Below are 14,536 nucleotides of genomic sequence, written 5' to 3'. Positions count from 1 at the left end.
TCTTGGTTATAAGTCTTTTGTAAGAGACATTACAATTTTATTTTCTGATAAAAATTCTTTCAAAATTACTTTAATAGCTGTGTACGTTGGTACTGCTACGATCATTCCAATAATTCCAAACATAAGTCCTCCAATAACAATTACTAAGAATATTTCTAAAGGATGAGATTTTACACTTTTAGAAAAAATGATAGGCTGACTGAAAAAATTATCAACTAACTGCGCAATTAAATATCCCGTCATAACGTACATGGTAACGGGCAGTGTCTCATTTTGAAAATTCAAGTCTAGGTTTTCTGTAATTGTTAAAATAAACATGAGCGCCCCTCCAATTAAGGGCCCGATATACGGAATAAGATTTAATAAAGCACATATAAATGCAATCACCACGGCATTTTCAATACCAAAAATTAATAATACAGAAGTGTAAATAATAAACAGGATTGTTATCTGAAAAACAAGTCCAAGAAAATATCTAGATAATAATTCTTTGATGGTATCAAGGGATTTTTCAACTCTTTCTTCATGCGAATCTGCGATGAATGCAAATAGGCTATTGTGTACTATTTTACTGTCTTTGAGTAAGAAAAATGTGATGAATAAAACCGAGAACAATCCCATAGCTAAGGAACCGATACCTCCAATAATCGTTGTAAAAATATCAGGAATGCTTTTCATTTGAGCTAAAAGATCAAAGTTTTTCAGTTCGTCAAAAACATCAATTCCTTTGTTTAAGAAAAAAATATTTACTTTTTGAAATATTTGCTCAACAGTTGATTTAAATTCAGCAGTATTTAATAAGGATAGGTTTTCTCCTTGTTTTAAAACCAAAGGTATAAACATTCCAATGAGCCCTAAAACGATGACCAAAAAAAACGACATGGTGATTACCACGGCTACTGTATTTGGAAATTTTAATTTATGTTTGAAAAATCGCATAAACGGTCTAGAAATTAGACTGATAACTGCCGCGATAACTAAATAAACAATTACTGATTGTACTGTATACAAGAACCATAAAAATAAAATAGTACCTGCGATCACTAATAAAGCTCTAATGATTCCATTAGAAAGCGTTTTTGCATCCATAGCGTTTTGTTTTCAATTCAGTTTATCAAATATATACATAAACTGCTAAGGCTACAATATTAGTAAAATTCTATTAAAACGTAACTTTAAAATTACAAGTCATTTCAGGTTCGTTAACACTTGATCAGCTTGTTTCTCTTGCAAATATCGTTTAGAAAATTCTCTGAGATCTTTAAAAAATAATTCAAAATCTTCTTTAAAGTCAGAATAATATAGCAATAAGTCTTCTTTTGCTAAATCCATTTTAGAAATTCCTTTAGTTCTTTTATTCATTCCCCATAAAATTTGAGAAATTCCCTCGATAGTTCTATAATTGTACAGCCAATTTTGTTCTCTCATATACGGCAATAGATATTGTGTTCTATCGGGTAAAATATCAAAATTTTCTTGGAGTAAATTATAGGTTTCCTCAGCAAATACCTCTAAAGGTGTGTTGGAGTAGTTAGACCAATTTTTTGCTAAAAAATGATCATATAGAATATCTATTACCACCCCTTTAAAGTGGCCATACCTATCATGAAGTCTTCTTTTACTTTGTTTAACGATAGCATGAGAATCGGTAAAAGTATCAATCGCTCTATGATGGATAATACCTCTTTGAATCTCAATAGGGAGATGGGTGAAATTGGATCCTTTGACAGCATCTGCTATAAAATTTCCGATTTTTCCTTCAGGGTTTTCTGCTAAAAATAAATGTGCAAGAAAGTTCATGATTGAAATATACGATAAAAGCATGCCGTATTAGGTTTTCAGCATGAACTTTATTTTATTTTTTAACAGGGAATAGGAACTGTAATTGAAATCTTGTTTGCCATTCTCCAAAACCAGTAGGGCGTTCTACATTGTAGTATACATGTGCATTAAAGTTGATTGGCCTTTTTCCGATTTTAAATACTTTACCGAAACCTCCTCCAACGGGTACTGTCCATTTTTCACCACTTGGAGCGTTCCAATTTGCTGTGATAATCGGTCCAGAAACTAAATACCATGCTTTTGGTAAATTGTAGTTGACAAAATATTGAAATAAAAATTTATTTTCGGCAACATCCCCAAACGTCCATACGTTATTAGTCACAAGTCCTGCAACCCATTTATCAATCATAGTTAAGGCAACTAATGAAGGACCAATACCAAATTCACCGGATCCGAAGTTACTGTTTGTTGCAGTTGGTATTTGAAGCGCCGGTCCAACACCATAAATAATTTTTCCAGCTTTTTTTGGAGATACCCAAGCAGAATAACTAGTGTCACCTAGGCCCGTACTGCTTTTGTCTTCAAAAGTATCAGGTTGGGTTATGATAGGCATGATTACCCTATTAATAAGGTTTAAATTTTTGGTCAAACTAACCGGAATTACCGGTTGAATATTCATTACATTTTGGGGTCTTTTATGTGGTCCGTTTCCGAATGTGGTATTGTTTTGAAAAGGTAAACTGTACATGGCTGCTAGCGGATTTTGTGTAGCTTTTGCTAATGCTGCTTTTTCCTTTTCAGAATTGGTTTGAGCAATTATTGTATTGCAAATGAGTATGGTAGATAGTATAAGTAACTTTTTCATGACGTAGTTTTTATGGAATGAAGATACAGATTTATTTGAATTTTAAAATCGAAGGCATAAAAAAATCCTATTAACTTGTGTTAATAGGATTTGTATTTTCTTATATTAATCGAGTTAGCTATTAAGCATTACTGGCATCACTAACATGGTAATTTGTTCTCCCTCTTCGTTACCATCAACAGGCGTTAAAATACCTGCTCTATTTGGAAGTGACATTTCAATCAAAACTTCTTCTGAAGTTAAGTTGCTTAACATTTCTGTTAAGAAACGAGAATTGAAACCAATTTGCATATCATCTCCTTGGTAATCGCAGTTCAATCTTTCGTCTGCTTTATTAGCGTAATCAATATCTTCTGCAGAAATATTTAATTCTGTACCAGCCATTTTCAATCGGATCTGGTGTGTTGTTTTACTAGAGAAAATTGAAACACGTTTGGTAGAGTTTAAAAAAGAAGCTCTATCTACGGTTAATTTATTTGGGTTTTCCTTCGGAATTACCGCATCATAGTTAGGGTATTTTCCATCAATTAATCGACAGATCAATACAATATTATCAAAAACAAATTTTGCATTTGTGTTGTTGTATTCTATCGTAACATCCATATCATTAGTTCCTAAGATTCCTTTCAAAAGATTTAAAGGTTTTTTAGGCATAATAAATTCAGCAGCCTCATTGGCAACGATATCCGTTCTAGTATATTTTACTAATTTGTGAGCATCTGTAGCTACAAATGTTAAATTATCTGAGCTAAACTGAAAAAAGACACCACTCATTACTGGTCTAAGGTCATCATTTCCAGTAGCAAAAATTGTTTTAGAAATTGCAGAACCTAATACAGATGCAGGAATGATCGTAGAACTAGGACTGTCTAAAGAAATGGTCTTTGGGAATTCTTCTCCACTAAAGTAAGCCATATCGTATTTACCTTGTTCAGAGCTAATTTCAATTGTATTATTGTCTTCCGTTTTAAAAGTTAACGGTTGGTTTGGGAATGTTTTAAGTGTGTCTAGCAACAAACGAGCAGAAATGGCAACACTTCCATTAGATTCCGATTCTACATCAATAGTTGATGTAATGGTAGTTTCTAAATCCGAAGCAGAAATTGTCAATTCATTTTGTTTCAATTCGAACAAAAAATTATCTAAAATAGGCAAAGTGTTGTTGCTATTGATAACGCCACCTAATATTTGAAGCTGTTTTAATAATTGTGAACTTGATGCTATAAATTTCATTTTCAGTATGTTTTATTCTGTCGTTGTGTAGGTTATAATCACTATTTAAAAATAAATAAAATTTAGAATGCTATTTTTTATTTTATAATAATGATGCCTAGCAAATATATTATAATTAGATACGTATGCAAAGAAATGTTTTGAACAAAAAAAAGGCAATTGTTAAAAACATTTGCCTTTTTTATTCTGAGTAAAACTACCACTAAAATTAAGTTCCTATAATAGTTTATTTGCCAAGTTTGCAAGTTCAGAGCGTTCTCCTTTTTCAAGTTTGATATGCGCAAATAATTCTTGCCCTTTTAACTTATCAATTAGGTAAGATAGACCGTTACTTTGTTCGTCCATATACGGTGTGTCTATTTGATTAATATCTCCCGTAAAAATTATTTTGGTTCCTTCACCTGCTCTGGTGATGATTGTTTTTATTTCATGAGGAGTTAAATTTTGGGCCTCATCAATAATGAACATTACATTACTCAAACTTCGTCCGCGGATAAATGCTAATGCTGTTAAGGATAGATATCCACTGGACTCCATATCTTCAAGAACTTTTCTCTTACGTTCGTTTTCTCTAAACTGAGATTTAATAAATTTTAAATTGTCCCATAGAGGTTGCATATATGGTGAGATTTTTTCATCTGCTCCTCCAGGTAAAAATCCTATGTCTCTATTGCTTAAAGGTATAATAGGTCTCGATAATATAATTTGGTCAAATCTGTTTTTCTGTTCAAGGGCAGAGGCTAGCGCTAAAAGTGTTTTCCCTGTACCAGCAACACCTTGTAAAGCAATAAGTTTTATATCTTCATTTAACAAAGCATCCATGGCGAAAGTTTGTTCCGCATTTTTTGGTTTGATACCATAAGCGTAAGTTTTTTCAACGCGTTCAACCTGTTTGGTTTTAGCATTGTATCGAGCCAAAACTGAATCAGAGGATTTATTTAAAATGTAATATCCATTTGCTGATTTAGAATCTTTTAACACACCAGCTTCATCAATTTTACTATGATTGTAAAGGTTTTTAATAAATGTTGGATCTATATCATCTAAGTCAGCTACGCCTTCAAAGATATTTTTGATGTTTGTTACTTTTCCTGTAAGGTAATCCTCTGCTGCTAAGCCAATGGCTTTCGCTTTGATTCTTAGGTTGATGTCTTTGGTAACAAGTGTTACCGGAGCTTTAGGGTAATTTTGTTTTGCTTCTAAAGCAGCATTGATAATTTTATGATCGTTTTTTTTAGCTCCGTAAACAGATTCAGCATCTATTTTTAAATCAGAGGTAACCATAGCGATTTTTAAATTCCCTCTATTTTTTCCAAGAGGAATCCAATTGTTTAAGCCGCCATTATCAGACATTTTATCCAAAAATCGAATGATAGCTCTGGCTTCAAAGTTTTTTGTTTCGTTCCCTATTTTAAAGTTATCTAATTCTTCCAAAACTGTAATTGGGATGATTACATTATTGTCTTGAAAATTATTAATAGCGTTGTGATCGAATAAAAGTACTGAAGTGTCCAATACAAATATCTTAGTAGTGTTGGTTTTAGTCATATTTTGATTCGTATTTTCTTATTAAATATAACGATGTTTATGTATGACCAACACTAATGAGGAAATAAGTTATTAGACATTTTTGTTAATAACTTATAGGGTTTTTAAAGAACTATTTGATTTTCAGTTGCTTTAAGAATCGGGGAAGATCGAAAAAAAATTAAGATTTGCTTTTAACATCTAAGGCATCTCGCAACGTATTACCGATAAGCATAAATGACATCACCAAACTCATGATGGCCACACCTGGTATAATGGCCAAGTAAGGTTTTCCTAAAATGATATAATTAAAGTGATCCTTGATAATTCCTCCCCAAGAAGGTGTAGGAGGTTGTGCACCAATTCCTAGAAAACTCAAGCCGCTTTCGATAAGGATTGCTCCTGCAAAATTAGCCGCAGAAATTACGATAATTGGGCCCATAATATTTGGGAGTATGTGTTTGAAAATAATTCTAAAGTCTGAATAGCCTAAAGCCTTGGCTGCTTCTACATATTGTAATTTTTTTGAACTAAGAATTTGTCCTCTGACCACTCTGGCAACTTCTACCCACATAGTCATTCCTACAGCGATAAATACCTGCCAAAAACCTTTTCCTAAGGCTAATGTGATGGCGATCACTAACAATAAGGTTGGAATGGACCAGGTAATATTGATCAACCACATAACAAATGCATCGATTTTACCACCGAAATAACCGGCCGTAGCTCCAATACTAATTCCAAGAATAAGTGAAATGAATACAGCAATAAAACCGATGAAAAATGAAATTCTAGTACCAATTAAAATTCTACTCAACAGATCCCTACCGTAACGATCTGTACCAAAATAATAAGTTTTCGTTTTGATATAAGTTTCAATTGGTTGTTGGAAGTCAGTTATCGGATAGCTTCGTTCTATACCATCTCTGTTAGAAAGTTCTTTTACATATAGATGTTTACTATCTATGCGATATTCGGAAATAGGTGTTTCAACAGCAGGAGTTCTACTTCCATACAGTAAAAAATTAAAAAATGATTGGTCGTTTGCTACCGGTATCTCCAACATCGTAGTTGTAAAACCTGGTTTTTTTGAATGCATTTCTAAATGCATTTGGTTAGCGTTACTAGAACTATCTGGACTCAGGACATAGCAAAATACAGCAATAAAACCGCAAATGCAGATATAGATAAAAGACAAAAGTCCAGAAGTACTTTCTTTGAACTTCTGGACTGCTGTATGACTAAGAGAATTTGAGTTTCTGCTCATTCTAAATCTTATTTTTTAGCAATAAGATTGTTTTTTTTAGGTTCCAATTCACTCAACACTTTCAAAGCTTCATCAATATAGATGTCTTTCGTTAAGTTTTCATGCCAAGCTTCTCTTTTGGCAGCTAAGGAACTATCTTTAGCAATAAGTGGTAGTTCTTTCTCTGGCGATCTAAATTTTAATTTTGATTCATGTTTGAAAACATCTTTAAATTGATCTATTTCAGATTGATGTTTTTTATCTTCTTCTAAATAGGTGTCAAAATTTAAGGAGAATGTATTATTGTCTTGAGCGTTTTTTAGCCAGATAGCATACTCATTGATTTTGTTAAATTCCTTGTTTTTGGAAATTCTATTTTTACTGTTATTGATAACTTCATCAAAATTTTTGTAGAAATCCATTTCTTCGTAACTAGCTCTAGCTATTTTATCCCAGCCAAGTGGATTTTTTTGATCTCTTTCTCCAATTTCAACATAGCTGTATTTGTCTGGCATAGTGATATCTGATCTTACACCTTCCAATTGAGTAGATCCCCCATTGATTCTGTAGAACTTTTGAATTGTTAATTTTACAGCTCCTAAATCATCTGGATAATTGTAATATTTGTTCAGTGGGATTACATTTTGTACGGTTCCTTTACCATAAGTTTGCTTGCTTCCAATAATTACCGCTCTTTTGTAATCTTGCATAGCTGCTGCTAATATTTCCGAGGCAGATGCAGAAAGTTCATTTACCAAAATCACTAAAGAACCGTCCCATTGCATGTCAGAATCTGAATCTTTTTTTACAGAAGGTTTATTGTCTCTGTATTTTACTTGAACGATTGGTCCTTTTTCAATAAACAACCCTCCAATATCTATAGCCGTTTTTAAAGATCCACCACCATTATTTCTAAGGTCAATTAATAAGCCATCAATATTTTCCTTTTTCAGTGCTTCGATTTCTTTTTCCATATCCGAACCAGAATTTCTTCCATTTGGATTTTCAAAATCTATATAAAATTTAGGCAAATTGATTACCCCATACTTTTTACCGTCTTTGATCGCGATACTTGATTTTACAAAAGTTTCTTCTAATTCAACAACATCTCTCACAATAGTGATTTGTTGGATAGAATTGTCTACTTTTTTTACGGTTAAGATAACTTCTGTACCTTTTTTTCCTTTGATCAACTTGATAGCATCATCCAGACGCATCCCTACAATATCAACACTTTCAGAATCCTTCTGTGCTACTTTTAATATAATATCTCCAACTTCTAAATCACCTTGTTTCCAAGCTGGACCTCCAGAAATTAGTTCCACAATTTTTGTGTAATCATTTTTTTCTTGTAGCCTAGCTCCAATACCTTCTATCTTTCCAGATATATTGATGTCAAATTGTTCTTTTATTCTTGGAGCAAAATAGGTGGTGTGAGGGTCAAATTCCTCTACCATGCAATTTACAAAAGTTGAAAACCAATCTGTATGGTCTAATTCAGTAATTCGCTCATAAAAATCGTTAATGTTTTCTAAGGTTTTTTCTCTAGCTTCAATTTCTAAAGTCTTAAAATCTCTTTTTTTGTATTTTTTATCTTCTTTAGCCTTGTCTTCTTCGATTACGGTTAAAGTTTGCAAACGGTTCAGTACATTAAATTTCATTTGCTTTCTCCATGAATCAATCAGCATATTTTTGTTTTTAGCAAAATCAATTTGATCATAATTCATTTCAATTTTTTCTTTTTTGTCAAAATCAAAAGGTTGCGATAAAATTTCTTTGTAATAAGTTCTAGATTCTTCCAAACGCAATTCAAAACGCTCCATAACATACGTATAGAAGCTTAAATCTTCTCGTTTTAGTTGATCGTCTATTTTATATTTGAATTGTTCAAAATCATGAATATCACTTTTTATGAAATACCTTTTTACAGGATCCATTTCATCTATAAATTTTGTATAAACTGCTTTAGAGAACTCATCATCAATATCTTTAGGTTCATAGTGACCATTTTTTAAGATATACCGCAAAACTCCAACGAGTACCTTGTCTTTTTTAGGGTCAGGGTTTGTTGTTGGTTCATAAGTAAAACCTACTAAAACTCCTGTTAAAACAACAAGAGCTCCTAAAATTTGTACTTTTCTTTTAAGACTAAAAATATATTTTTTCAAATGCTTGAATTTTAATGTGTAATGTAAATTTCTCTTTCAGAATTTCGCAACTACTAAGATACATTCAATTTTTGTAATCAAACGCTAAAATGCTGAAAAATATGATTGAATTTGATAAGTTTCAACCTTGTGAATACAAGAGTACAAAATACGCGTTGCATTTAATCTTTAGAAAATGTTAAATATTCAATCTGTTGTCCTGTAAAATTGTAGTAAATTTGTGCTGTTAAAATATTTTTATGGCTGATAGACCCTTGATTTTAGTAACAAATGATGATGGAATTACTGCACCTGGAATTCGCAAGTTAATTGAGGTGATGACAACTTTAGGGGATGTAGTTGTAGTGGCACCAGATACACCACAAAGTGGTAAAGGACATGCCATTACTTTAGACGCGACTTTGTATTTGACAAAAATGAAATCAGAGCTATCGGGAGTGGAAGAGTATACTTGTTCTGGTACGCCTGCAGATTGTGTTAAAATTGGAATCAAAGAGGTGATGAAAAGAAAGCCTGATTTATGTGTTTCTGGAATAAACCATGGAAGTAACGCATCTATAAATGTTATTTATTCGGGGACTATGAGTGCTGCAATAGAGGCAGGTGTAGAGGGAGTGCCATCTATCGGTTTTTCTTTGTTGGATTATGATTGGGATGCAAATTTTAATGGTCTTGAGCCGTATGTTGCAAAAATCGCCAAGAATGTTTTAGAAAATGGTTTGCCCGATGGAGTTGTGCTGAATGTAAATTTCCCGAAAATTACAGAAGAAAAGTTCAAGGGGGTAAAAATAGCGAGGCAAGCTAGAGCAAATTGGAATGAAAAGTTTGACAAGCGTGTGAATCCAATGAAAAAGGAATATTATTGGTTGACAGGAGTTTTTGAAAATTTAGATGGAGGAGAGGATACGGATGAGTTTGCATTGGAAAATAATTATGTTTCCATTGTACCTGTTCAGTTTGATTTAACAGCACATCATTTTATCGCAAAATTAAATAATTGGGATTTGTAGCATGAGACAACAAAAAGAAGTACTTATCGGATTTCTTGTAGCTGTGTTTGCAACATTATCTGGAGTGTATTTGTATGTGGAATTATTTTCAGAATATGATTTCATAACTACATGGGAAATGATTCAAGATGGTGATTTGTATGGGCAAATTATTACTTTAGGAGCCGTGGCAAATATTTTTGTGTTTTTTGTGTATTTAAAAAAGAATCAAGAGAATAGGGCTAAAGGAGTTTTATTAGCAACCATACTAACTGCGCTGATTACCTTATTTACAAAATTTATATAATATGAAATATTACATCATCGCTGGGGAGGCTTCAGGAGATTTACATGCATCTAATATGATGAAGGCTTTGAAAAAAGAAGATCCGAATGCAGAATTTAGATTTTGGGGAGGTGATTTAATGCAGGGGGTTGGAGGTACCTTGGTGAAGCATTATAAAGAATTGTCCTTTATGGGGTTTGTTGAGATTTTAATGAATCTTTCCACAATTTTAGGAAATGTAAAATTTTGTAAAAATGATATTGCGGCGTATCAACCGGATGCATTGATTTTTATTGATTATTCTGGGTTTAATCTAAGAATTGCCAAATGGGCAAAGCAACAAGGTTATAAAACTAATTATTATATCTCTCCTCAAGTTTGGGCAAGTAGAGCGAAGCGTGTAATTGATATTAAAAGAGATATTGATCATATGTTTGTGATCTTACCCTTTGAAAAAGAATTTTACAATACCTATCAATATGATGTAAATTTTGTAGGTCACCCATTAATTGACGCAATTGCTGATAGGAAATTGATGGATGATAAAAGTTTTAGAGAAGAAAATAAATTAAACGAAAAGCCAATAATAGCCTTGTTGCCGGGGAGCAGAAAACAGGAGATTACAAAAATGTTATCTGTAATGTTATCTCTAGTGGAGGATTATAAAGAGTATCAGTTTGTAATTGCCGGTGCGCCAAGTCAAGATTTTGACTTTTATAAAACGTTTATTAAAACTGAAAATGTAAGTTTTGTCACAAACAGAACCTACGATTTGTTATCGGTTTCTAAAGCAGCGTTAGTAGCTTCAGGTACGGCAACGCTGGAAACAGCGTTGTTTAAAATTCCGCAAGTAGTATGTTATAAAGGAAGCAATATCTCTTATCAAATAGCAAAAAGAATTATAACACTAAAGTTTATTTCTTTGGTTAATCTAATTATGGATAAAGAAGTTGTGAAAGAGTTGATTCAGAACGATTTTAACAAGAAAAATTTAAAGTTAGAATTTGAAAAAATAATCGGTGGTACAACCAGAGATGAATTGTTAAACAATTATACAATTCTTGAAGAAAAACTTGGTGGTGCGGGGGCTTCAGCCAAGGTAGCAAAAATGATTTACGAATTGAATAAGTAAATTATTCGTTTTCTGGCTCAGTCATATTGTCCCCGTTTCTTCTGTAACTTCATCGTTTTCAATAGGATCTTCTTCTTCTAATTCTTCTTCTGTAATTGGTTCGTTCAGCGCTTCTTCTTCAAGTTTCTGAAGCGATAATACCCTTTTTATGTTCATAAAATATCCTATGCTTTTCGGAGAGCTTTCATGTATTTTGGCATAACCTTTTTTGTATTCCAATAAGGCCTCGTCATATTCTTTAGATTTTTCATAAAACTGACCATTATAATAATTTCCAAGTGGACTTGTAGGGTGAACTTTCAAAGCCAATTCTCCATATTCTAATAAATGTTTTCCTTCTTCTTGGTCTAGAACTATAGATTCTAAGCGTACAAAGTCATCAATGCGAATCGGAATTTTTTCTCCAAATAAATATTCTATGTTTTCGTATTTATACTGTAGGTATTCCATCGCAGCAAGGGGAGATAAATAGGAAATATTTTTTTCAAATTCCTCATCGTCAATAGGAGAATACATAGAGAAAATATATTCCTGCGCACTTGCAATTGCCTGTGGGGTGCTTATTAAATTATTTGTCTTTTTAAAATTCTCAAATCGATAATTGAAATAAACATTAGAAACCCCCATCATTCCAACATCCGTAGCGTTGATGGTTTCGAGTTTTTTTTGTTCTGTATTATTTCCATGAGACATATAATAGTAAGTGTCGTCTCCCTTAATCTGGCCAGCGTAGTTTTTCATGTATTCAGGCATGTCCGGAGCAAGGTCTGGGTTGATTGCGATATAACCAGTGAATAACGGTTTATTGTCAAAAATAAAATAGTTAATAAAGTTTGCCGTTAAATCATTTGCTACAACCGTTTTAAAAGAGGCAATTCTATATTCGCTTTTAATTCTTGGAATTAATTCTTCTTTGATGAAATTTAAAGTATTCATACTGTTTTCATGTGGAAAACTGTTGAGGATGTTAAAACCATAATCTCTCGACTTATTAGAATTTGCAAAATGGGTTATTCCAAGAATGATTTGTTTTGGAACGGCTTTGTTTTTTGAAAACAGTTTTGCGTCGGCTACATAGGAGTCAAAAAGAGTTTCTGAATCAATGACCAACGTTAAAGGATAACGCTGTCTGCTTTCTTTGTAGTCTTCTGGAATATAAATTTTAACAACTTTTATTTCATTCAGATAAGTACTATGAATGTCTATTGCAGTTATTTCTTGAGCGAAAAATTTTAATGAAAGAAATAAAAATAGAGAAAAGAGAATGTTTTTTTTCATAAAAGAAGGCATCGCAGTTTTTGTTTTCGAATGTACAACATATTTCGTTTTTTGCTGTGACAGAAAATCAATTTAAAAAGTTTTTCGTCACTAGCATTCGATGGTGACAAATTTACATATTATACTATGTTAACGAAGAAAAAATGAAAATGTTTTTGAGAAACAGTTCATGTTATAAAATTTAATCCAAAGCTTTCCCTGTTTTTTTCAATAGTTATATATTTACATCCAAAATATAAGAGAGATGACACAAGCAAATTGGCAACCTGTAAAGCCTTCAAGCCATTTAGGAGAAGCATATACTGATATTACTTATAATAAATCTGGCAACGTTGCGAGAATTGCGTTTAATAGACCAAATGTGAGAAATGCGTTTCGCCCAAGAACAACTTCTGAATTGTATGATGCGTTTTACAATGCTCAAGAAGATAATGATATAGGTGTTATTTTATTGTCTGCAGAAGGTCCTTCAACAAAAGATGGAGTATATTCTTTTTGTTCAGGTGGAGATCAATCTGCACGTGGTCATAAAGGATATGTTGGAGAAGATGGTTCGCATCGTTTGAATATTCTTGAAGTACAACGTTTGATCCGTTTTATGCCTAAGGTTGTGATTGCTGTAGTTCCTGGTTGGGCAGTAGGTGGAGGTCATAGTTTACATGTGGTTTGTGATTTGACGTTAGCGAGTAAAGAACATGCTATTTTTAAGCAAACTGACGCGGATGTTACTAGTTTTGACGGTGGTTATGGTTCTGCTTATCTAGCCAAAATGGTTGGACAGAAAAAAGCAAGAGAGATATTTTTCTTGGGAAGAAATTATTCAGCACAAGATGCCTATGAAATGGGAATGGTTAATGCTGTTATTCCTCATGATGAGTTAGAAGATACGGCCTATGAGTGGGCTCAAGAAATTCTGGAAAAATCACCGATGTCTATAAAAATGCTGAAGTTTGCGATGAATTTAACAGATGATGGTATGGTTGGTCAGCAAGTTTTTGCGGGTGAAGCAACTCGTTTGGCATATATGACAGATGAAGCAAAAGAAGGACGAAATGCGTTCTTAGAAAAAAGGAAACCTAACTTCGATAAAAAATATATAGTGTAAGAATAAAATCTTAATACTTAACAAAACTAAAGGCTAAAATAAATGAAACCACAAATAGTTACATTTTTAATTAAATGTCCGGATCAAAAAGGGATTATTGCCAAATTGACTCACTTTTTTTATCAAGAAGGATTTAATATTGTAAGTTCTCAGCAATATACAAATGAGGAAGAACAACTATTTTTTATGAGATTAAGAGTGGCTTCTGATGCCTCGGTTGTATTGAGTAAAGATCAGTTAGAAGAACGTTTTGCTCGTTTGGCAGAGGCCTATCAAATAACATGGAGTGTTGATTATGGGCGTAAAAAGCAAAAGGTAGCTATTATGGTATCGCATACAAGTCATAATTTATATGATTTGTTACATAGACATAAAGAAGGTAAACTACTGTGTGATGTGAAAATGGTGGTTAGTAACCATGAAAAATTAAAGCCTGTAGCAGATATGTTTGGAATTCCCTTTCATTATTTACCAGTAAATAAGGAAACGAGAAAAGAGCAGGAGAGAGATTTAATTTCATTATTCGATAGCAATCAGATTGATTTAATTGTGATGGCACGCTATATGCAAATATTGACGAATGATTTTATAAATCATTATCCTAGCAAAATAATTAATATCCATCATTCTTTTTTACCTGCTTTTCAAGGAGCGAATCCATATAGGAGGGCCTATGAACGTGGTGTTAAATTAATTGGAGCTACCGCACATTATGCAACAGAAGAGTTAGATGAAGGACCTATTATTGAACAAGGAGTAGAAAGGGTAACTCATGAAAGTTCTGCTGATTCTTTGAAAAAGATAGGTGCTGACATAGAGACTATGGTCTTGGCTAGAGCCGTTGGTTGTCATTTAAACAATCAGATAATTGTGGATGGAAACAAGGCAATTGTTTTTCCAATGACTGGTGAGTAAAAACGAAATT

The 14,536-nt window shown here is 32.8% G+C and carries 13 protein-coding genes; 5 read left to right on the top strand and 8 right to left on the bottom strand.

What is annotated here, in order from left to right:
• Positions 1 to 6 precede the first annotated feature (6 nt).
• The 7 genes from AC2DGP_RS06405 to AC2DGP_RS06375 form a co-directional block, all read right to left on the bottom strand.
• On the bottom strand, positions 7 to 1,089 hold the full coding sequence (locus AC2DGP_RS06405) for an AI-2E family transporter (RefSeq protein WP_484492183.1): 1,083 nt from the start codon (positions 1,087 to 1,089) through the stop codon (positions 7 to 9).
• A gap of 99 nt (positions 1,090 to 1,188) precedes the next feature.
• Complete coding sequence (locus AC2DGP_RS06400; RefSeq protein WP_484492182.1) at positions 1,189 to 1,824, bottom strand: acyl carrier protein phosphodiesterase; 636 nt, start codon at positions 1,822 to 1,824, stop codon at positions 1,189 to 1,191.
• Between the two features lie 31 nt (positions 1,825 to 1,855).
• Entirely contained in the window at positions 1,856 to 2,647 is a 792-nt protein-coding gene (locus tag AC2DGP_RS06395) for a hypothetical protein (RefSeq protein ID WP_484492181.1), read from the bottom strand.
• Between the two features lie 114 nt (positions 2,648 to 2,761).
• A complete protein-coding gene (gene dnaN / locus AC2DGP_RS06390; protein ID WP_484492180.1) occupies positions 2,762 to 3,880 on the bottom strand; it encodes a DNA polymerase III subunit beta in 1,119 nt (372 codons plus the stop codon).
• Positions 3,881 to 4,096: 216 nt separating this feature from the next.
• Entirely contained in the window at positions 4,097 to 5,428 is a 1,332-nt protein-coding gene (locus tag AC2DGP_RS06385; protein WP_484492179.1) for a PhoH family protein, read from the bottom strand.
• 160 nt (positions 5,429 to 5,588) lie between these two features.
• A complete protein-coding gene (locus tag AC2DGP_RS06380) occupies positions 5,589 to 6,674 on the bottom strand; it encodes an ABC transporter permease (RefSeq protein ID WP_484492178.1) in 1,086 nt (361 codons plus the stop codon).
• Positions 6,675 to 6,682: 8 nt separating this feature from the next.
• Entirely contained in the window at positions 6,683 to 8,821 is a 2,139-nt protein-coding gene (locus tag AC2DGP_RS06375; RefSeq protein ID WP_484492177.1) for a carboxy terminal-processing peptidase, read from the bottom strand.
• A 239-nt stretch (positions 8,822 to 9,060) separates the two neighbouring features.
• Here AC2DGP_RS06375 and surE point away from each other — a divergent pair, with 239 nt between their 5' ends.
• Genes surE through lpxB form a run of 3 tightly spaced genes read left to right on the top strand, consistent with a single transcriptional unit; the run spans position 9,061 to position 11,228 of the window.
• On the top strand, positions 9,061 to 9,831 hold the full coding sequence (gene surE / locus AC2DGP_RS06370) for a 5'/3'-nucleotidase SurE (RefSeq protein ID WP_484492176.1): 771 nt from the start codon (positions 9,061 to 9,063) through the stop codon (positions 9,829 to 9,831).
• Between the two features lies 1 nt (position 9,832).
• Positions 9,833 to 10,117 (top strand): hypothetical protein, encoded by a 285-nt coding sequence (locus AC2DGP_RS06365; RefSeq protein WP_484492175.1) that lies wholly within the window; start codon positions 9,833 to 9,835, stop codon positions 10,115 to 10,117.
• Between the two features lies 1 nt (position 10,118).
• Positions 10,119 to 11,228, top strand: a complete 1,110-nt coding sequence (gene lpxB, locus AC2DGP_RS06360; protein WP_484492174.1) for a lipid-A-disaccharide synthase — start codon at positions 10,119 to 10,121, stop codon at positions 11,226 to 11,228.
• A gap of 21 nt (positions 11,229 to 11,249) precedes the next feature.
• Here the strand turns inward: lpxB and AC2DGP_RS06355 are convergent, their stop codons facing one another.
• The gene (locus tag AC2DGP_RS06355; RefSeq protein WP_484492173.1) at positions 11,250 to 12,506 is read right to left on the bottom strand and encodes an alpha/beta hydrolase; all 1,257 of its coding nucleotides are present in this window, start codon (positions 12,504 to 12,506) and stop codon (positions 11,250 to 11,252) included.
• Positions 12,507 to 12,750: 244 nt separating this feature from the next.
• Here AC2DGP_RS06355 and AC2DGP_RS06350 point away from each other — a divergent pair, with 244 nt between their 5' ends.
• Both AC2DGP_RS06350 and purU read left to right on the top strand, forming a co-directional pair.
• Positions 12,751 to 13,611, top strand: a complete 861-nt coding sequence (locus tag AC2DGP_RS06350) for a 1,4-dihydroxy-2-naphthoyl-CoA synthase (RefSeq protein WP_484492172.1) — start codon at positions 12,751 to 12,753, stop codon at positions 13,609 to 13,611.
• A gap of 42 nt (positions 13,612 to 13,653) precedes the next feature.
• Positions 13,654 to 14,526 (top strand): formyltetrahydrofolate deformylase, encoded by an 873-nt coding sequence (purU, locus tag AC2DGP_RS06345; protein ID WP_484492171.1) that lies wholly within the window; start codon positions 13,654 to 13,656, stop codon positions 14,524 to 14,526.
• Positions 14,527 to 14,536: the final 10 nt, after the last annotated feature.

Source organism: Flavicella sp. IMCC45537 (genome assembly GCF_057197705.1).
Note: the sequence above shows the minus strand (reverse complement) of the source record. Positions and strands in the feature narration are given on the sequence as shown.